Below are 19,075 nucleotides of genomic sequence, written 5' to 3'. Positions count from 1 at the left end.
GGACGTCGCAAGTCGCAACATTTCGATAACGTCAGGTTAACGCGGCGCCTGTCATCCTGTTGCCTGTTCTGGAGAAATCGGATGGGCGCGACTGTGCTGGTGATCATGCTTGCCGCCGGTTTGGGACTGATCGCCGGCGGGTACTACTCGCTGATGGGCTGGATCGTGATCGCCAGCCTGCTGTTCCTCACCACTGTGTTCGCCATGGTGGCAGCCACTGCGCCGTTTGTGGCAACCTTGCTCTGGCTTGCCCTCACCCTCGTCGCCTTCAACGTCGGCCTGGTGCTCAGCCTCGTCATTCGAACCTCGGCCAAGCCGCAGCCGGCCTGACGCGCAATTTGCCTAAAGTTTTACGCAATCGCTGAACGGGGCCGCAAACCGGCTCCGGCATGGTTCATCGCAAGTGCAGGATGCGCGCTTGAGGAGCTTGAGATGAACACTGGACCCAGGACGGGCCGTATCCGGATCGCAGCGACGCTGCTTGCCGCCATCGTTGTGTCGACTGCCGCACTCTCGATGCCGGCGGCTGCTGCCGGAACGCACGCCCCGCTCGGCTACCAGTTGATGTGCCTGAAGTCGCCGCAGGAATGCCAGGGCGGCGGCAAGGCCAAGGTCAACCTGACATCGGATGTGATGACGACGCTCAAGCGCGTCAACAGCCACGTCAACCGCACCATCCAGCCGCGCTACGATGCCGCTGGTGCCGATGTGTGGAACGCCAACGCCACCTCGGGCGATTGCGAGGACTATGTCCTTGCCAAGCGCAAGGCCCTGATCAAGGCCGGTATTCCGGCCAGTTCGCTGCGCATCGCCTATGTCAAGACGCGCCGGGGTGAAGGGCACGCGATTCTGGTGGTCAAGACCAACGGCAAGGACCTGGTCCTCGACAACCTGTCAGCCAGCATCAAGCCGCTGAGCCAGACCGGCTATCGCATCATCTCGATCTCGGGCGCCAATCCGCGGTCCTGGAGCTGATCGCAGCTCAGGCCGGGGTTCCCTCGGCCTGCTTGGCCAGCACCTGATCGAGCAGCTGGTCATGCTGCTCGAACACCCCGAACCCTTTCGGAATGCTGCCATACCCCTCGGTCAGCGCACGGATGCGCTCGAGTTCGGTCAGCACCGGCAGCACGTCGCTACCTGCTTCCACGTCCTCGAACAGCCGGCGACGCAGGTCCTCCAGCCGCGCAACCGTGTCGTTCGCATAGACCGTCTCCGCCTTGTCGGACGGGAACACGGCTCCCCCCACCTGCACCAGGTAGCTCAGCGACACGATGTAGTAGCTGGCCTCCGCGAGAAGTTGCTGGTCGATATCGGCAACCTCTGCGGCGGCCGGCACGGCTCCCTGCCAGCGGCGCGCCTGGTCCTCGAGTGCAGGGCCCAGGTCCTCGCGCGCCACCACGTCGAAGGTCGCGCGGATCATCTCGAGCGAAAGGTAGCGCGAGAGCGCCTCGCGATACGAGACAGGCGCCGGATCCGCGATGGCGGCGGGACTCGAACCAAGGTCGGCCGCGCTCGCGAACGGAGAGTTGCAGGCAACAAGCAGAACCAGTCCGGCAAGGGACAGCAATTTGAGGGGCGAGCGCAATTCCACGCCTTTTCGATCAGAAGTGGTGCTCCCAGATATCAGCAGTCCGGTTCGAGCCGGTCAGTAATCCTTCAGTAAGGATAACGGGGCCGACGCCCGGAGGGTCGGCGCTTGCCCGCCGGAGCCATTCTGAGGTCTCCCGCTCGCGGAGGAGCAGTCGTGCGGGCCCCGTCCACGCAAGCATCTTCGCTGCACTGTTCAGAGGTCCCCGCGCTGTTCCTGTTCGATCAAAGTAATGACCGTGCCCCGTGTGCCTCGTAAAAAACGAGTGTCTGAGGCGTGATTACGGACGAAATAGACAGGATGCTCCGTGGGAAACGTGATATGGCATAAGTTCAGTTTCGGATCGCGTTTCGGCGTGCGTCGATCCTTCGGTCGCAAGATGATCGTTCCCGCGCAAGCAGGATTAATCGATCGTTAACGTGTTATTGACTGCCGCTTTTGTCTCAGCTAGCCTGATCATGGTTGGGATCGGGGGTGGATATGCTTAGGCAATTTATTGTCGCAGTTGTCGCAGTGGCATTGCCTCTGGCGCTCCTGGTCCCAGCCCTTGCGCAGGACGCCGCATCTCCCGACGTTGCCGCTCCGATCGAATTTCCGGTCGTCACCCAGGATCAGGTCCTCGCCGCCTGCACCGCCGCGGACGCGACAGAGGCAGGCTGCAAGGCGGTGATGGCCGACTACTTCGCGTATCTCCAGCAAATCAATGTGGCCGGTCCCGATCTGGAGGCTCTGATCGCTGCCCTGGTCGTCGCGCTGGCCCAGGCGGACGTCGCTCCCCACATCAAGGCGATCGTCATCGCGGCCGTTGAGGACATCGGCACGAAGTACGCGACCGGCGAGCAGGCCGCCGCGATCATGCAGATCGCCTACACGATGGCCGCGGGCGGCACGATCAAGACCGGAGCGCTCGGCGTTAGCGGTGCGTGACCTCTCCTGTGCGCGTCTCATGGCGCAATAGTCCTTCGGTGCGTATTGGCGAACAAGCAGACTGCCATCGCTGTTGTCGTAGTCGGCGGCATCCTGGCGCTGGCCTCCCTTGCCGAGGCCTATGCCGAGATCACGCCGTACTTCTTGGGCGGTATCGGGGCTCCACAACGCTTTCGTGCCCTGGTGACCGGCGCATTCATTCCCGGCGACTCCAGGTGGTCGCGGGATCTCTACCTCGACGAATGCCTGGACGTACCGTCCGCGATCTACGCCTTGGCACAACCGACCGCCTCGCGCCGGCGGCTGCTACTGAACTGCAGCGACAACGCCGGGCGCATCGTGGCGAGCGCACCGACCACGTCGAGCGCCTGGCTGGTGCTCGCCATGACGGCGGCCGAACGGCGCGACTATTCTGCCATGCGCCAGGCTCTCGCCATGTCGAAGCGAACAGCGCCGAAGCTGCAGTGGTTGGCTGATCGACGCACCCAACTGGTGGAGGCGCACCCCGATCAGGTCGATGCCGCAGGTCGCGCGGTCTACGAAGACGATCTTGCCGTGCTTGCGACGGGACGGATGGGAATCGAGGTGCTGGCCCAGCGCTATGTCCGGCGCGCCGACCTGCGCGACACCTACACGCGCATCCTGGAGTTGGCGCCGCCGGACCGGCAGCGCGCCTTCCTTGCCCTCGTCACCCAGCGGGCGGCCGACAAGTGAGCGTCGCGGCCGAGGGCAGCGTCACTCCGGCACCGCCCATCGCGCAGGATGGGGCGCCGGTCCGCATGGTGCCGCGGCCGGCGCCTGCGTCCGGGCCGCGGCTGGTCCCTCCGACCATGCATCGGTTGAACACCGTTGTGTCCGTCGCCATCATGGCGTTGCTTGTACTGGCGCCGATCCCGCTCGGCAGCAATCGTCCCGCCTTCTGGATGATCTGGTCAACAGCGATCGGCTGCCTCGCCTTCACCTATGGCCTGGTGCTTCTGCGGCTCCGCGCGCCCCCACGCCTGGGCCTTGCAGTGTTCGCGTCCGAGGTCGCGCTGGTGCTTTCTCTGTGTGCCTACGTCGCCGTCCAGACCTTGCCGCTCGGCGGCCTGCTGCCTCAAGTCATCCGCCGTGTCGAAACGTTGGGAATCAGCCCGGCCACGCTGAGCCTCGACCCCGGCAGCTCCCGCCTCGTCCTGATCCAGTTTTTGACCTTCGGGCTGCTGTTCTTCCTCGCGGCGCAGGTTGCGGCCAACCGGTTGCGGGCGCGGCGGATGCTGCTCGGCATCCTGGTGATCATCGCGCTGTTCGCGGTGGTCGGCCTCGTCAGCCTCACCCAACTGGGCGACACGCTGCTCGGCTTCGAGAAGCAGATCTACCGCGGCTACGCGACTGCCACGTTCATCAATCGCAACTCGTTCGCGACATTCCTGGCCGTCGGCCTCACGCTTGGCACGGCGATCCTGCTGGAAGCGGTCGCGCTGCGGCGTGAACTGCCCCTGGGTCGCCTGCTCGGGACACTGGCGCTGGTCGCCGGGTGCATGGCCGTCATCGGCGCTGCGCTCGTCGCCACCGGTTCGCGCCTGGGTACGGTTGCGGGAGTCGGCGGCGCCGCCACCGCACTGGTGCTCGGCACCATGGCCTTCCGCGGCATTGGGCGGGTCGGCTTCATCGTCGCGTTCGTTCTGCTCGGTACTGCCCTGGCTGTTGTCGGCACCTTCGGAATGTCCCTGGTCGAGCGCCTCGTGCTGCTCCCGACCGTCGACGAGAGCCGGGTCGATGCCCATCGGCTCATCTGGGCCGCCATATTCGAGCGGCCATGGCTGGGTTATGGCGCCGGCAGTTTCGCCACTGTGTTCCAGGCGTTCCAGCGGCCTCCGCTCTCGGCGGAGTCCGTCTGGAACAACAGCCATTCAACCTATCTGGCGCTGTGGTTCGAGATGGGCCTGGTTGCGGGGTCGATCCCACTCGTCGTCATCGCGCTGCTCGGCCTGCGCACCGCCCGCGGCGCGCGTGATCCCGCGAGCGCCGTTGTCTCTGTCGCAACCCTCGGCGTCATCGTCGTCTTCGCCATCCATTCCCTGCTCGATTTTTCGGCCGAGATCGAAGCCAATGCCTTCCTGTTCACGGTTATCCTGGCCCTCGGCGCCGCTGGAGGGCTCGGTCGCAACATCGTGCCTGCGGGCCATGGGCTCCGTCCCCACACACCGCTCACCTAGGATCGCGGCATGGATGCTGAAGACGATACACTGGATTTGAGAGGCATACTCGACGTCCTCCGCCGCAGGATCTGGATCATCCTGCTTGTGACGGTGGTCGCGATCGGTATCTCCGGTGTGGCGCTGCTGGCGCTGAAGCCGGTCTACACCGCAACGGCGCTGGTCCTCGTCGATCCGAGCAAGAAGAACCTGCTCGATCCGGACCAGATCGGCGGGACGTCGTCCGAGGCCCTGCGCGTCGACAGCGAGGTGGAGCTGGTCAAGTCCGAGACCACGCTGCTCGCGGTCGCCCGGCAGCTCGATCTGCCCAACGACCCCGAGTTCGGCCTGGGTCTGGGCATGCACGACATGCTCCTCGCCTTCTTCCGTATCGCCGAGCCTGCGATGCCGACCGGTGACGAGGCGTTGTCCCGGATCATCGGCGGCCTGCGCGACGCCGTCTCGGTGCAGCGTCGCGGCTTGACCTTCCTCATCGCCGTCAATGCCCGTTCCGGCCGCCCCGATTTCGCCGCCACGATCGCCAACGCCGTCGCCCGCACCTATATCGCCCAGCAGTTGCAGGCCAAGATCGACTCGACGCTGGCGTCCGCCGCCATCATCAAGGACCGGATGGCCGACGCGAGCCAGACCGTGGCCCAGTCCGAGCGGGCCTTCGACCAGTTTGTCGATCAGAATATCGACAGGATCAGCGAGGCGACGGGGCGTATCGACCTGGCGCAGATGCGAAACGAGATCACTTCGCTCAACGCCTTCCGCACCCAGTCCTCCTCCGTCGCCGAGCTGGCGGAGCGCAGCCTCGCCCGCCAGGATTGGGATGCCGTCGCGGTCAGCCTCAAGGACGAGGCTGTCAGCAACCTGCAGCGCCAGCGCATCGCGCTGCTCGATACCATTGCCGGCGTCACCGCGGGCAGTCAGGCCGAGATCGACCTGCGCAGCAGCCTCGCGGGCCTCGAGAACCAGTTGGACGCGGCGGCCACCAAGGCCCTGTCCGGCCTCAAGGTCGACGTCGCCCGTTCGCAGGGGCGCGTCAGCGAGTTGCGCAACCAGCTGCGCCAGTCGATCCTGACCAGCGACCTGCCCACCGAGATGCTGACCAGCATCTACGAGTTGCAGCAGTCGGCCGAGATTGCGCGGGCCCAGTACCAGACGCTGCTGACCCGGCAGAAGGACCTCGACACCCAGGCCTACCTCCAGGTCGCCGACAGCCGCATCGTCTCGGAGGCCACGGCCCCGGCCAGCCCGTCCTTCCCCAATCCGCGCATCATCCTGCTCCTTGCGGCGTTCGCCGGGCTGGGCATCGGCATCGGCCTCGCGTTCCTGATCGAGAACTTCGTCGGCGGCTTCACTAGCGAGGCCCAGGCGGAGTCGATCCTGCGCACACCCGTGGCATCGGCGATTCCCCGCCAGCGTCTGCCGAGGCGCAGCGACGGCGAGGGTTCGGTGGCGGATTCGCTGATCCTTGCCCCGCTCTCGGTCTTTTCGGAATCGATCCGGCGTGTCCGCATCGGCATCGACCAGGCCATCGGCAAGCGGCGCCGGATGGAAGGCGATGCCCAGGATGGACGCGGCGCTGTCATCGTCGTCTCGTCCGCGGCCCCCAATGAGGGCAAGACCACCGTGGCGCTGGCCCTGACACGTGCCTATGCCCTTGCCGGCATGTCGACGCTGCTGATCGACTGCGACCTGAGGAAGCCGGGCGTCCACAAGCATTTGGGTATAGAGGCCTCGGAGGGCCTGCTCGAGTATCTCGCCGGTGAGGCCGGTGCCTCCGAGCTCAGGTCCTTTCTTACCGTCGACTCCGGCAGCGGCGCGCAGATCGTCGTCGGATCGCGCCGGAGCGATATCGCGACCGACCAGCTCATCGCCGGCAAGACATTCGCGGGGCTGATCGCGGCGGCGCGGAAGACCTTCGATATCGTGGTGCTGGACACGCCCCCCGTCGGCCCCGTCGTCGATGCCCTCTATCTGGCGGGGATGGCGGATGCCATTGCCGTCGTGGTGAAGTTCTCGAGCACGCCCCAGCAGGAGGTGAAGGCGGCAATGGCCGCGCTCGACAAGGCGAAGCGTGACGGCGTTCCCGTGCTCACCGTGCTGAACCAGCAGACTAGCAATCCCGCCGCCTACCGTGGCAAATACGCGGGATACTACGCCGAGGCCTGAACCGATGACTGATGCCGCCAAGATCGTTCCCGTCGTACTGGCGGGAGGGCAGGGGACCCGGCTGTGGCCGATGTCGCGTGCTGCCCGTCCCAAGCAGTTCCTGCCGCTGACCGGTCCGACCTCGCTCTACCAGCAGACGTTGAGGCGCGTTGCCGATGCGACGCGCTACCACGCGCCGATCATTGTCACGAATTCCGAGTATCGGTTCCTCGCCGCCGAGCAGGCGCAGGAGGCCGGCGTCACTCCAGCCGCAGTCCTGCTCGAGCCCGTCGCGCGCAACACTGCGGCCGCCATCGCGGCCGCCGCCCTGCAGGCTAGGGCGAGCTTCGGCGGCGATGCCGTGATCCATGTGCTGGCATCCGATCACGCGGTCGAGGCCGACGCGAACTACTGGTGGAGCGTCGACACTGCCGCTGCCGCCGCGCGTCACGGCCGTCTCGTCACATTCGGCATCACCCCGACCGCCCCGGAGACCGGCTACGGCTATATCGAAGCCGCCACCGATCTCGGCAACGGAGTCCGCGCCGTCGCGCGCTTCGTCGAAAAGCCCGATCGCGCCACCGCCGAGAGCATGCTGGCAGCCGGGGGCTACTACTGGAACTCCGGCACCTTCATGCTCGGCGTCGATAGTTTCCTCGCGGAAATGCAGGCCCTCGCGCCCGACACCTACGCCGCCGCCAAGGCGGCCATGGATGCCGCCAGGGTCGACCTCGATTTCATCCGCCTGGATGAAAAGGCCTTCGCCGCCGCTCCCAACATCTCGGTCGACTACGCCATCTTCGAGAAGTCCCGATCGGTGGCGCTGGTGCCGGTCACGTTTCCATGGTCCGATCTGGGTGCATGGGATGCGGTCTGGAAGGTCTCGGCCAAGGATCGGGACGGCAACGTCGTCACCAACGGCAACGCCACCCTGTCCAACACCTCCAACTCACTGGTTGTTTCCGAGAAGGCGCATATCGCCGTCGAGGGGCTGACCGATATCGCCATTGTCGCTTCCGATGACGCGATCTACGTCGGCAAACTCTCCGAGGCGCAGCGCGTCGGGCCGATGGTCAAGGCGCTCCGCGCCAATCCCGACACGCAGGGCCTCACCGAGATCCACCGTACCGCCTACCGTCCCTGGGGCGGCTACTCCTCGGTGCTCAGCGGCGATCGATTCCAGGTCAAGCGGCTGTTCGTGAAGCCGGGCAAGAAGCTCAGCCTGCAGAAGCACCATCACCGCGCCGAGCACTGGGTCGTGGTCACCGGTACCGCCGAGGTCACGATCGATGGCCAGGTCAGCACGCTCACCGAGAACGAGTCGATCTATCTGCCGCTGGGCTGCGTCCACCGGCTCGCCAACCCCGGCAAGATCCTGCTCGAGCTCATCGAGGTCCAGACCGGCTCCTACCTTGGCGAGGACGACATCATCCGCATCGAGGACGAGTTCGGTCGCACCTGAACCGACAGACCAATCCCCGCGCCTTCGTGCCGCCGGTGCTGAACAGTCCCGGCGGCCTGCCCGACAGCTCGGCAACCGCCATCGCAGAGATCCAGTCGGGCTTGCTGGCCGATCCGTTCTTTGCCGGCCACACATTCGACGCTGGCCAGCAGTCGGCCTATGCCGCCGCCCTCGATGACGATGCCACGCGTGTCGGTGGCGGCGATTTCGTCCACTTCGGCAACGCCGGCCAGGCGATCCAGGCCAGTGCCATCAAGGTCTTTCTCGATGGGCGGGGCTGGTGAGCGTCACCAGCCCTTGTCCGTGACGAACCGGGCGATCTGCTCGGCAACGATGTCGATCCCGGCCTGCGTCAGGTGAAGCCCGTCGCTGCGCGTGGCCGGGTCATCCAGCGCTTCGGTCAGGTCGAGGAAGTTGTCCGGATGGGCACTCCTCAGTCGCGCGTTGATGGCTTCCGTCCGTTGCCGGTCGGCCACGACATCCAGTTCCGGGCTCATCGAACGGATGTCGGAGATGACGATGTAGTGCCCGTGGTCGAGGCGCTCGAACAGCGGCGCCAGATCGGCGATGTACCGCGTGGGGTCCTGGTTGGTGGAGTGCCGGTCCCAGATCACGGCGATGCGCCTGTCGAACGCGTCGGTGGCGAGGCGCCGCCGCGCGATCGCCGCCCCGTCCTCCCCAGGCACGCCCTGCATCGCGACCCGCCGGCCGGGCAGCAGGCGTTCCAGTTCATCGCCGAACGTATCCGCGGAGAGGCTGTCGCCCCACACCACGATGTTGCGGCTCTCCCAGTCGGGCAGGCGTCTGCCTGTCGCGCGAGCGTCGATCGCTGCCCAGCGCGCCGTCTCGGCAGCGCGAACCGTCCCGCCCGTTCCCTCTATCGCCAGCAATTCCCCGGCGACGAACCCGCGCCCGCCCTCATAGCTCACTGCGCAGTAGGCGCCGCGGTCGAAGCAGACGTCGATGGCGAGCGGCGTGCCGCGCGGCACCACGCCGAGCGACGTATACTGCACCCCCGGCGCCTGGCGCACCGTCGCGTCCGCAGATGTCGTGGCTCGATACTCCTGCGCCCCGGCCAGTGGGGCCACGAGCCACAGCCCGATGGCAACGATGCTTCGCAGGTAGGGCAAGGCTTACCGTCCCGGCTCGATCCGGAAACGAGACTAGCGAGCCGGCGGCAGTCGTCGCGTCGGGACGACTACGGACCCATCAGGGTAGGGTGAACGGCCTGCGCTTCTTGATCTCGACTGCAGGATTGCCGCGATAGACGGTCCACGGCATCAAGTCGCGAAAGGCGACGCCGCGCGCTCCGAGCACTGCCCCTTCGCCCACTGTCACGCCCGGCCCGACGAAGGCACCCGAGGCCACCCAGGCCTGCCTGCCGATCCGGATCGGGCGCACCTGCAGCTGGAAATACGGGTCGTCGATATCATGCGTCCCCGCCACCACGTGGGTATGCTGCGAGACGATCGCGTAGTCCTCGATCGTCACCATGCCCTGGTTGTAGAGCTTGACCTGCCAGCCGATGGCGACATGGTCGCCCAGAACGAGGTTGGGCGGATACCACACCCGCGTGCTGCCATAGATCCGCACGCCCTTGCCCACCTTGGCGCCGAACGCTCTCAGCACCCCCCGCCGCCACCCATGCAACGGCGGCGGCGTCCACCGCGCCAGCAACGTCCAGGCCACGATCCACAAAGCGCGAAACAGCCGGTTGCGCAGGGTGAAGCTCGGCCCGCCCTCCCGCGACTTGCTGCTTGCGGTGAGGATGTCTCTGCCCCGGGTCATTCGGCGTCCTTCGGTGTAGCGTCCATCTCGGACAGCGCACCCGACTGAACCAGGCAACCCTGATACATTCGCGCCATCAGGTCGCCAGTGCGGCTTGCCGAGAAATGCGCTTCCACCAGGGCGATGCCTGCCGCCGACAGTCCGGCCCGCGCCTCGCTGGCGAGTGCCGCGAACCGACCCAGGCCATCAACAATTGCCTCTGTCGTCCAGCCGATCTCCAGGGCCGCACCTGCCTCGAAGCCGATGGCAAGGTTGCATTCCTTGGTCATCATGACCGGCACCCCGGCTGCCCATGCCTCCAGGACGACCATCGGCAGGCCCTCGCTGCGTGACGGCAGGATGAATGCGTCGGCGACAGCCAGGCTGCCGCCACGCGCCGATCCGAACTGCGGGCCGGCGAACAGTGCGTTTCCGTGCTTTTCGGAGAGCCGTCGCAGGGCAGGCTCAAATGACGGGGAATCATCGACCCACCCGCAGAACACCAGCTGGCTGGTGGCCGCGAAGGCGCGATCCCTTGCACAGGCCAGGTCCCACGCCTCGCAGAGTTCTCGCCAACCCTTCTTCTCGTGAATGCGGCCGAGGTAGAGATAGATCGTCCTTCCGTTGAACTCGGAACGCCACCAGGTCGGTGCGCAAGCCTGGTTCACCGGCAGCTCTGCGAAATTGGGGACCAGGTGACATGGTCGCCCGGGGGCGAGGCGCGTGACATCCTTTCGTTCCTTTTCGGTCAGCACGTGAAACACCGTAGCGCGCCTTAGAAACCGGTCCTGATACAGCCACGAGACCATGGCCTTTAGCCGCCTCGACCGCGCAAGAATCCACGCCTCGAGCATGCCATGCGGGGACACGACATAGGGCCTCCCGCGCCAGATAGACCAGATGAAGACCGCCAGGCACTGAAACGTCCAGGCCTGGGCGAGCCCGGCGCATGGCCTCGGCTGCCACGGTTGCGTAGCGCGCCTGCTGGCGCTGGCGCTTCACCAGGTTCTGCTTGTCGAAGCGCTCGCCGACGCTGATGCCGATGGCGCGAAACTGCTCGGGGTCGGTTTCGCGACCCTGCACTCGTCCCTTGGGCGTCCCGAATTCGTTGGACGATGCGTAGGTGACCGCGTAGCCGCGCCGCGACATGGCGCGGGCCAGTTGCGCCGTGAAGGCATGGCCGCCGTAGTCATGGAAGAACAGGCTCGGCGTCTTCTGGTGCAGGTTCATTGGAAGTCGCTCGCCTTCTTCCAGTTGGCCAGCGCCTCCGGCAGAGACAACGAGAACCTCCAGCCGCGGCGCTCGAGCTCGGCCGGATAAACGTTGGTGGACTGGATCAGCTTGCGCACCCGTGCCCGGTTGATCGAGGTCCTGATCCCCAGCCGATTGATGAGTTCGAAGACGACCGCCGTGGCCATGATCATGCCCTCGGGTACGACGATCGCTGGCGGGCGGAAGCCTGCCGCCTGGGCGAAGGCGCAGTTGATCGCCTCCGTCGTGGTCCGTTCCGGGTAAGCGTAGATGAACCGAACCACAGGCTCGTCCGCTTGCGCCATGAAGTCGATGCAGGCCGGTAGCTGCTCGACCGGCGCGCACGCCTTGATCGTGTCCTTGCGCGCCGGATAGACGAACAGCCCGCGCCTCAGGAGCCTGGCCAGGCGCGTAAAGTTGCCGCGCTCCCCTTCACCGAAGGTCACCGCAGGCCGGATGATGACCAGTCGCCGCCCTGGCCGCGCCTTCTGCCAGTCTTCGTGCGTCTGTTCGGCGAGGAGCTTTGACCGTCCATATGCCGTGCTCGGCCGAGGGACTGTGTCCTCGTCGACACGCTCCTCCTGCGGGCCATAGACTCCCATCGTCGAGGTAAAGTTGATGCGTTCCGCTCCCGCCCGGTCGGCGAATCGGCACACCTCGATCGCACCGCGCACGTTGGTCCAGTAGTACTCCCAGTCCGCATGACCCGGCGTCGTGTGCACGGCGGCGAAGTTGTAGATCACGGGAGGCCCGAACACCTCGACGGCGATCGGCTCGCGCACGTCGCAACGGACATATTCCACCTTGGGACGCATTTCACGCGGCGGCACAAGGTCGGCGACGACGATCCGACCGACATCGGGCCGAGCCGAGAGGTATCGGCACAGATGCATGCCGAAAAAGCCGCTTCCGCCGAAGATCACGACTTCATGCGACAAGTCGGACCTCCATTGGAAGCTGTTGGGTCATGCCGCTCTTCCCTCGGCCTCATGATCGAGGAACCAGCGATAGGTCTCGGCGATGCCCGCCTCGAGCTCGATGCGGGGGGACCAGCCCATGGCGCGCAACTTGTCGGCGCTCATCAGCTTGCGCGGCGTGCCGTCGGGCTTCGTCAGGTCATGGACGATCCGGCCCTCGAAGCCGACGACCCGGCAGACCAGTTGCGTCAACTCGAGAATGCTCAGGTCCTCGCCTGAGCCGACATTGACTTGCTCAACGCCAGAATAGGTCTTGAGCAGGAACACCAGCGCGTCGGCGCAGTCGTCGGCGTGCAGAAACTCGCGGCGCGGCGTTCCGGTGCCCCATACGGTGACGCTCTCGGCGCGCCGGAGCTTGGCCTCGTGCGCCTTGCGGATCAGCGCCGGCAGCACATGGCTCGACTTGAGGTCGAAATTGTCGCCCGGCCCATAGAGGTTGGTCGGCATGGCCGAGATGTAGTCGTGGCCATATTGCTTGCGGAACGCCTGCGCCAGCTTGATCCCGGCGATCTTGGCGATCGCGTACCACTCGTTGGTTTCCTCGAGCGGCCCGGTCAGCAGCGCATCCTCGGTGATCGGCTGCGGCGCCAGCCTGGGGTAGATGCAACTCGAGCCCAGGAACAGCAGACGGTTCACCCCACCCGCATGCGCCGCCCCGAAGATGTTGTTCTCGATCACGAGGTTCTCGAACAGGAAGTCGGCGGGGTAGGTGTCGTTGGCGAGGATGCCGCCGACCTTGGCCGCAGCCAGCACGATGACGTTCGGCCGGGTTTCGCTGACAAAGCGTTCCACCTCGGCCTGGCGCGTCAGGTCCAGCTCGGCCCGCGTCGCAGTGAGGATGGTGCACTCCTCGCTTTCGAGCCGCCGCGCCACGGCCGACCCGACCATGCCGCGATGGCCGGCCACCCAGATGCGCTTGCCCTTGAGCTCGTACATCAGGCCTCCTTCATCACGGTGGCCGTCTGCATGATCTTCAGATCCTCGTTGACCATCTCGCGGGCGATTTCCCGGGCCGACTTCGTGTGCGTCCAACCCAGCTTGTTGCGCGCCTTGCTGGGATCGCCGATCAACAGGTCTACCTCGGTCGGTCGGAAGTAGCGCGGGTCCACCTCGACCCGGCACTGGCCAGTCGCGGCGTCGTAACCCTTCTCCGCGACGCCCGCTCCGCGCCACTCGAGCGCGATCCCCACGTCGGCGAAGGCCCATTCGACGAACGAACGCACTGCCGTCGTCTCTCCCGTTGCCAGCACGTAGTCGTCCGGCTCGTCCTGCTGCACCATCATCCACATGCCGCGCACATATTCTTCGGCGTGGCCCCAGTCGCGCTTGGCATCGAGGTTGCCGAGGTACAGCTTGTCCTGCTTGCCCAGCCGGATGGCCGCCGCCGCTCGGGTGATTTTTCGGGTGACGAACGTCTCTCCGCGCAGCGGGCTCTCGTGGTTGAACAGGATGCCGTTGCTCGCGTGGATGCCGTAGGCCTCGCGGTAGTTCACCACGATCCAGTAGGCATAGAGCTTGGCCGCCGCGTAGGGCGAGCGCGGATAGAACGGTGTCGTTTCCTTTTGCGGCACTTCCTGGACTAGGCCGTACAGCTCCGAAGTGGAAGCCTGGTAGAAGCGGGTCTTGTGCTCCATTTTCAGGATGCGGATCGCCTCCAGCAGGCGCAGCGTGCCGATGGCGTCGGCATTCGCGGTGTATTCGGGCGTCTCGAAGCTCACCGCAACATGGCTCTGGGCGGCGAGGTTGTAGATTTCGTCGGGCTGGACCTCCTGCACGATCCGGATCAGGTTCGTGGAGTCGGTCATGTCGCCGTAGTGCAGGATCAGTCGCTGATCCTCGACGTGCGGATCCTCGTAGATGTCCTCGATCCGGCCGGTGTTGAACGACGACGACCGCCGTTTGATGCCATGGACGGTATAGCCCTTCTCAAGCAGCAACCGCGCCAGGTAGGCGCCGTCCTGGCCGGTTATTCCCGTTATCAATGCAACGCGTTTGGTCACGCTCGAAACTCGATCTTGTCGTTGGTGGCGATGGCTACACGCCCGATCCCGTCAGGAATTCGCGCGCGATGGTCTGGATGATGATCCTCACATCGAGTGCCAGCGAGAAGTTTTGCACGTAGGCGCAGTCATGGTCTATGCGGTCCTTGGCCGACTTGATTTCGGTCGTCGGACCGCGCAGTCCGTTGGCCTGCGCCCAGCCCGAAAGGCCCGGCCTGACGCGATGGCGGTAGTCGTAATACGGCACGGCCTCACGGTACTCGACCCCGGCCGCGCGCTGTCCTCGCACCATCGGGCGCGGCCCGACGATGGCCATGTCGCCGACCAGGACGTTCCAGAGCTGCGGCAGTTCGTCGAGACTGGTTGCGCGCAGGAACCGCCCGACTGGCGTGACCCGGTCGTCGTCGGCGACCACCTGCGCCAGGCCGGTGGCGTCGCAGGCCTCGATCCGCATCGTGCGGAACTTCAGCATCATGAAGTCGCTGCCACCCAGGCCGACGCGCGGTTGCCTGAATAGGGCAGGGCCTTTGGAGGTGAGGCGGATGGCGACCGCGAGCCCGATCAGGAGCGGCGACAGCACGATCAGCGACATCGCCGACAGCGGGATGTCGATCAGCAGCCGCTTGAGCCGCAGTTGCAGGCCCAGCCAACGCCCGGCTGGACGCACCGAGGGTGTGCCTCCGCTCAGCCAGAGCGGCAGTCCACTCTGCCAGGCCACTGTACAGTTTTCTGCGCCCCACCCAGATCCGGACGCCCGCCTGCGCCTCGCATCAGCTCCCGCAGCACTCCCGCCGCGCCGGCGAAGTATTTGCCGCGCATCATCATAGGTATCGCTCATCAACTGCCCCAGATCGTTGATGCCTGCGGCTGCCGGCAAGTGTGCCCATGGCCGCCCCCCCCGGATGGATATTAACAATATGTTAATGGGGCTGTACAAGCGTAAAATTGTTTTGGTCGACGACGACTGTCGAATGACCGATGACCGCAGCACCGGAAGACACGAGACGCATGCATTGTCAGGACAATCAACAAGAGGGTTTTCCATCTTTGTCATGAGGCCGGCTTAAGGTCATCGCTACTTGCAATGCGCATCTAGGGGGAAAGTAGAGGGGCATCCGCTTAAGCCTAGCGTCCCCACGCGCCGCCGTCTTGCCCTGGCGAGCCTTATCGGCGCGGCGGGCGTGTTACCCACGTTCCTTAACCGTGTGCTCTGGAGCTCATCGATATTTGCTGCGCGGCCATCCGGCATATGTATGCTGCAGCGAACCATTTGAGGCGATGAATGAAAGTCACGGTCTTTGGCTCCGGCTATGTCGGGCTGGTCACGGGGGCCTGCCTGGCCGATGCGGGCAACCAGGTCGTCTGCGTCGATGTCGACGAGGACAAGATCGCGCTGCTGAACGACGGCGGCATGCCCATCTACGAGCCGGGCCTCGACGCCATCGTCGCCGGCAGCCGCGAGGCTGGGCGCCTGAGCTTTACCACTGACATCGCCCAGGGCGTCGACCACGGCGAGGTGCTGTTCATCGCCGTTGGCACGCCGCCCGACGAGAACGGCTCGGCCGACCTGAAATACGTGCTGTCTGTCGCCCACTCCATCGGCCAGCATCTCAACGGCTTCAGGGTGATTGCCGACAAGTCCACCGTCCCGGTCGGCACTGCTGACCTCGTCGCCGCCGCCGTAACCGAGGAACTGGTCACGCGGGGCTTTGCCGCCGATCCGGAAGAGCGGATCCGGCTCGGCCAGCCCGATTTCACCGTCGTCTCCAACCCTGAGTTCCTCAAGGAGGGCGCCGCCGTCGCCGATTTCAGCCGGCCCGACCGCATCGTCATCGGCGCCGACAATACGACCAGCGGTCGGCGCGGGCTCGAACTTATGCGCTATCTCTACGCCCCGTTCACGCTCAACCGCGACCGGACCATGGTTATGGACGTGCGCTCGGCAGAGCTCACCAAATATGCGGCGAACGCCATGCTGGCGACGCGCATCTCCTTTATGAATGAACTCGCCAACCTGGCCGAGGACCTCGGCGCCGACATCGAACTGGTGCGCCGCGGCATCGGCTCGGACCCCCGCATCGGCTACAGCTTCCTGTACGCCGGCACCGGTTACGGCGGCAGCTGCTTTCCAAAAGATGTCAGCGCGCTGCGCCGCAGCGCCGCCGAGCACGGCCGCTCGCTCCGTATCCTCGAGGCGGTCGAAGACGCCAACACCGCCCAGAAGGAAGTCCTTGGCCGCAAGATCCGCGGCCGCTTCGGAGACGACCTCAGCGGGCTGACCTTCGCCGTCTGGGGGCTCGCCTTCAAGCCCAACACCGACGACATGCGCGACGCCCCTAGCCGCGTGCTGATCGCCGATCTGATCGGTCGCGGCGCCCGAGTCCGTGCTTTCGATCCGGTCGCCATGGAGGAAGCGAGGCGCGTGCTTGCGCTTGACCTCGATGGCGCGCATGACGCACTCACCTTCGCCGGGAGCGCCAACGAGGCCGTCGAGGGCGCCGACGCGCTGGTCATCGTCACCGAGTGGAAAGCGTTCCGCGCGCCGGATTTTTCCGTCCTCGCCACGAGGCTGACAAAGAAAGCCATCTTCGATGGGCGAAACATGTATGAACCGTCGGCAGTGGAGGAGGCGGGCCTGGCCTACTTCCCCATCGGGCGGCGTCAGGTAGACTGACGGCGACCAAGCCTCCGCAACGGCGAAAAGGGATCGAACTTGCCAAAGCGCGTACGCACAGCGGTGTTTCCGGTAGCCGGTCTCGGCACCCGCTTTCTGCCGGCCACCAAGGCCATGCCCAAGGAGATGCTGACGGTCGTCGACCGGCCGCTGATCCAGTATGCGGTCGATGAGGCGCGCGAAGCAGGCATCGAGCACTTCGTCTTCGTCACCGGCCGCAACAAGGGCGTCATCGAAGACCATTTCGACCGGCAGTACGAACTCGAGCACACGCTCGAAATCCGCGGCAAGACCGAGGCGCTCAGCGAGTTGCAGAAGGACTTGCCCTCCGCCGGCCAGACCAGCTTCACCCGCCAGCAGGAGCCGCTTGGGCTGGGTCATGCAGTTTGGTGTGCCCGCGAGCTGGTCGGCGAGCAGCCCTTCGCGCTGCTCCTGCCCGACATGGTCTTCAGGGCCAAGCCCGGTGTGCTGAAGCAGATGATGGCCGCCTATGAGGAAATGGGCGGCAATATCGTCGGCGTCGAGGAAGTCGATCCCAAGGACGTCTCAAGTTACGGCATTGTCGCCCGCGGCGGGGGCCCCGACAGCGGCTTCCGCATTACCGGCATGGTCGAAAAACCCGAGCCCGCCGATGCACCGTCGAACCTGTTCATCTCCGGCCGCTACATTCTTCAGCCCGAGATTTTTGCTCTCCTCTCCGAGCAGACCCGCGGCGCCGGCGGCGAGATCCAGCTGACCGACGCCATGCAGGTCCTCATCCGTACCCAGGACTTCACCGGCGTGAAGTACGATGGCCGCGTGTTCGACTGCGGCTCCAAGCTCGGCTTCCTCACCGCCAACGTCGTGTTTGCGCTCGACCGGCCGGATCTTGGCCCGGATTTCCGCAAGGCGCTCGGCCAGCTGGGTCTTCTCGACGGGGCCGAGGCGCGGAACAGCGAGCCGGCCTGAGGGCCGGCACCGCCACACGAATCGTCACCTGTTTCGGCTACACTGCCGGCCTCAAGACCAGACGGTGATTCATGACCATTTCCTATGAGGCGGTTCTCGACGACATGGTGTCGGTCGCCCGCCAGGCGGGTGCCCTGACCCAGGGCTATTTCAAGCGCTTCCGCGAGATCGAAATCGGCATCAAGGGGCCGGCCGATTTCGTTTCGGATGCCGACAAGGAGTCCGAACTCCTCATCCGAAACTACCTTTTCAAGCGCTACCCGGACTGGAGCTTCACGGGCGAGGAATTCCCGCCCGTCGACAAGCACGACCAGGAGTTCCGCTGGCTCGTCGATCCCATCGACGGCACCACCAATTTCATCAACGGCATGCACTACACCATCTCGATCGCGCTCCGTCGCGGCAACGAGACGGTCTGCGGCGTGCTCTTCAATCCCCCCGCCGACGAGATGTTCACTGCCATCAAGGGGCAGGGCAGCTTCATGAACGGCGAACGGCTTAAGGTCAGCGAGCAGGCCGATATCGGCCTCATGTGCATCGGCACGGGGCTGCCCACGCCCGGCCTGTCGCTCTACCCCGGCTCCTACGAACGCCTCGATGCCATCCGCGCACCCGTCGGCGCCGTCCGCATCGTCGGCAGTGCCGCCAATTCCTGCGCCTATGTCGCTATGGGTCGCCTCACGGGCTACTACGAGGAGACCGGTTTCGTCGACACGGCGGCCGGCATCCTGTTCGTCGAGGAAGCCGGCGGCATCGTCACCGACTGGTGGGGCAGGGGGCCGGAGTACTTCGAGCAGACCGGCGCCATGATCGTGGCCAACAAGGCCACCCACGCGTATCTGCTCGAGAAGCTCAAGCAGGTGCCGAAGAAGGACGTAAGCCATCCCAAGGGGGTCTAGAAAAGGGGCAGATTACCCGGCCATGCGAGGTCGGAAGGCCGAGCCTTGAGAATCTTATCCCCCTCACCCCGCACCCGTGCGATTCTCCCGCTCGTTCGCTGCACCGAAGCGAGATCATGACGAGTGGTTGGTGCAGGGGAGGTTGGGTGGGGTGGCAGTCGTGTTGCCCCAGGCTCAAAGCACGCGCGGCATGGTCCGGTTCGCCGGACAAGCCGCTATCACGCGGGGTGGCGCCATGCCGGTGC

Annotated in this window: 18 protein-coding genes and 1 pseudogene; 11 read left to right on the top strand and 8 right to left on the bottom strand. The window is 65.5% G+C overall.

Translation table 11 applies throughout. The annotated features are described in order from the left end of the window. Window positions 1-81: 81 nt before the first annotated feature. Window positions 82-330: a hypothetical protein gene (locus tag J0I99_RS10740; RefSeq protein ID WP_291390897.1), complete on the top strand. Its 249-nt coding sequence runs from the start codon at window positions 82-84 to the stop codon at window positions 328-330. Window positions 331-432: 102 nt separating this feature from the next. After that, window positions 433-975, top strand: coding sequence for a transglutaminase-like cysteine peptidase (locus J0I99_RS10735; RefSeq protein WP_291397542.1), 543 nt, complete (start codon window positions 433-435; stop codon window positions 973-975). A gap of 7 nt (window positions 976-982) precedes the next feature. Here J0I99_RS10735 and J0I99_RS10730 read toward each other — a convergent pair whose 3' ends face one another. Beyond that, complete coding sequence (locus tag J0I99_RS10730; RefSeq protein ID WP_291397541.1) at window positions 983-1,585, bottom strand: hypothetical protein; 603 nt, start codon at window positions 1,583-1,585, stop codon at window positions 983-985. Window positions 1,586-2,101: 516 nt separating this feature from the next. Between J0I99_RS10730 and J0I99_RS10725 the strand changes: the two genes are divergently transcribed. Genes J0I99_RS10725 through J0I99_RS10700 form a run of 6 tightly spaced genes read left to right on the top strand, consistent with a single transcriptional unit; the run spans window position 2,102 to window position 8,598 of the window. Continuing rightward, complete coding sequence (locus tag J0I99_RS10725; protein WP_291397540.1) at window positions 2,102-2,515, top strand: hypothetical protein; 414 nt, start codon at window positions 2,102-2,104, stop codon at window positions 2,513-2,515. Between the two features lie 45 nt (window positions 2,516-2,560). Continuing rightward, window positions 2,561-3,229 (top strand): hypothetical protein, encoded by a 669-nt coding sequence (locus J0I99_RS10720; protein WP_291397539.1) that lies wholly within the window; start codon window positions 2,561-2,563, stop codon window positions 3,227-3,229. After that, window positions 3,226-4,713, top strand: a complete 1,488-nt coding sequence (locus J0I99_RS10715) for an O-antigen ligase family protein (protein WP_291397537.1) — start codon at window positions 3,226-3,228, stop codon at window positions 4,711-4,713. Before J0I99_RS10720 ends, J0I99_RS10715 begins: the two co-directional genes overlap by 4 nt. Window positions 4,714-4,722: 9 nt before the next feature. Then, complete coding sequence (locus tag J0I99_RS10710) at window positions 4,723-6,873, top strand: Wzz/FepE/Etk N-terminal domain-containing protein (RefSeq protein ID WP_291397535.1); 2,151 nt, start codon at window positions 4,723-4,725, stop codon at window positions 6,871-6,873. A gap of 4 nt (window positions 6,874-6,877) precedes the next feature. Continuing rightward, entirely contained in the window at window positions 6,878-8,314 is a 1,437-nt protein-coding gene (locus tag J0I99_RS10705) for a mannose-1-phosphate guanylyltransferase/mannose-6-phosphate isomerase (protein ID WP_291397533.1), read from the top strand. A gap of 35 nt (window positions 8,315-8,349) precedes the next feature. Beyond that, window positions 8,350-8,598: a hypothetical protein gene (locus J0I99_RS10700; RefSeq protein ID WP_291397531.1), complete on the top strand. Its 249-nt coding sequence runs from the start codon at window positions 8,350-8,352 to the stop codon at window positions 8,596-8,598. A 3-nt stretch (window positions 8,599-8,601) separates the two neighbouring features. On the opposite strand, the gene J0I99_RS10695 is transcribed toward J0I99_RS10700, so the two are convergent. From J0I99_RS10695 to J0I99_RS10665, 7 genes and pseudogenes are all read right to left on the bottom strand, one after another. After that, a complete protein-coding gene (locus J0I99_RS10695; protein ID WP_291397529.1) occupies window positions 8,602-9,444 on the bottom strand; it encodes a hypothetical protein in 843 nt (280 codons plus the stop codon). A 79-nt stretch (window positions 9,445-9,523) separates the two neighbouring features. Continuing rightward, the gene (locus J0I99_RS10690; protein WP_291397527.1) at window positions 9,524-10,102 is read right to left on the bottom strand and encodes a putative colanic acid biosynthesis acetyltransferase; all 579 of its coding nucleotides are present in this window, start codon (window positions 10,100-10,102) and stop codon (window positions 9,524-9,526) included. Then, window positions 10,099-11,028 (bottom strand): annotated as a pseudogene (locus J0I99_RS10685) (glycosyltransferase); the annotation flags it as partial. The gene J0I99_RS10690 and the pseudogene J0I99_RS10685, both read right to left, overlap by 4 nt. 279 nt (window positions 11,029-11,307) lie before the next feature. Beyond that, window positions 11,308-12,270: an NAD(P)-dependent oxidoreductase gene (locus J0I99_RS10680; RefSeq protein ID WP_291397523.1), complete on the bottom strand. Its 963-nt coding sequence runs from the start codon at window positions 12,268-12,270 to the stop codon at window positions 11,308-11,310. Between the two features lie 27 nt (window positions 12,271-12,297). Continuing rightward, the gene (locus J0I99_RS10675; protein ID WP_291397521.1) at window positions 12,298-13,245 is read right to left on the bottom strand and encodes a GDP-L-fucose synthase; all 948 of its coding nucleotides are present in this window, start codon (window positions 13,243-13,245) and stop codon (window positions 12,298-12,300) included. Next, complete coding sequence (gene gmd, locus J0I99_RS10670; protein WP_291397519.1) at window positions 13,245-14,309, bottom strand: GDP-mannose 4,6-dehydratase; 1,065 nt, start codon at window positions 14,307-14,309, stop codon at window positions 13,245-13,247. The genes J0I99_RS10675 and gmd overlap by 1 nt, the downstream gene beginning before the upstream one ends. 34 nt (window positions 14,310-14,343) lie before the next feature. Continuing rightward, window positions 14,344-15,027 carry a sugar transferase gene (locus tag J0I99_RS10665; RefSeq protein WP_291397517.1) on the bottom strand — a complete coding sequence of 228 codons (684 nt, stop codon included), beginning with the start codon at window positions 15,025-15,027 and terminating at the stop codon, window positions 14,344-14,346. A gap of 564 nt (window positions 15,028-15,591) precedes the next feature. Between J0I99_RS10665 and J0I99_RS10660 the strand changes: the two genes are divergently transcribed. From J0I99_RS10660 to J0I99_RS10650, 3 genes are all read left to right on the top strand, one after another. Continuing rightward, window positions 15,592-16,983, top strand: coding sequence for a UDP-glucose/GDP-mannose dehydrogenase family protein (locus tag J0I99_RS10660; protein ID WP_291397515.1), 1,392 nt, complete (start codon window positions 15,592-15,594; stop codon window positions 16,981-16,983). Window positions 16,984-17,022: 39 nt separating this feature from the next. Continuing rightward, complete coding sequence (gene galU, locus J0I99_RS10655; protein ID WP_291397513.1) at window positions 17,023-17,931, top strand: UTP--glucose-1-phosphate uridylyltransferase GalU; 909 nt, start codon at window positions 17,023-17,025, stop codon at window positions 17,929-17,931. 71 nt (window positions 17,932-18,002) lie between these two features. Next, window positions 18,003-18,830 (top strand): inositol monophosphatase family protein, encoded by an 828-nt coding sequence (locus J0I99_RS10650; RefSeq protein ID WP_291397511.1) that lies wholly within the window; start codon window positions 18,003-18,005, stop codon window positions 18,828-18,830. The last annotated feature ends 245 nt before the right edge of the window (window positions 18,831-19,075 follow it).

The sequence above is a fragment of the Devosia sp. genome, from assembly GCF_017307495.1.
Classification (GTDB): domain Bacteria; phylum Pseudomonadota; class Alphaproteobacteria; order Rhizobiales; family Devosiaceae; genus Devosia_A.
Note: the sequence above shows the minus strand (reverse complement) of the source record. Positions and strands in the feature narration are given on the sequence as shown.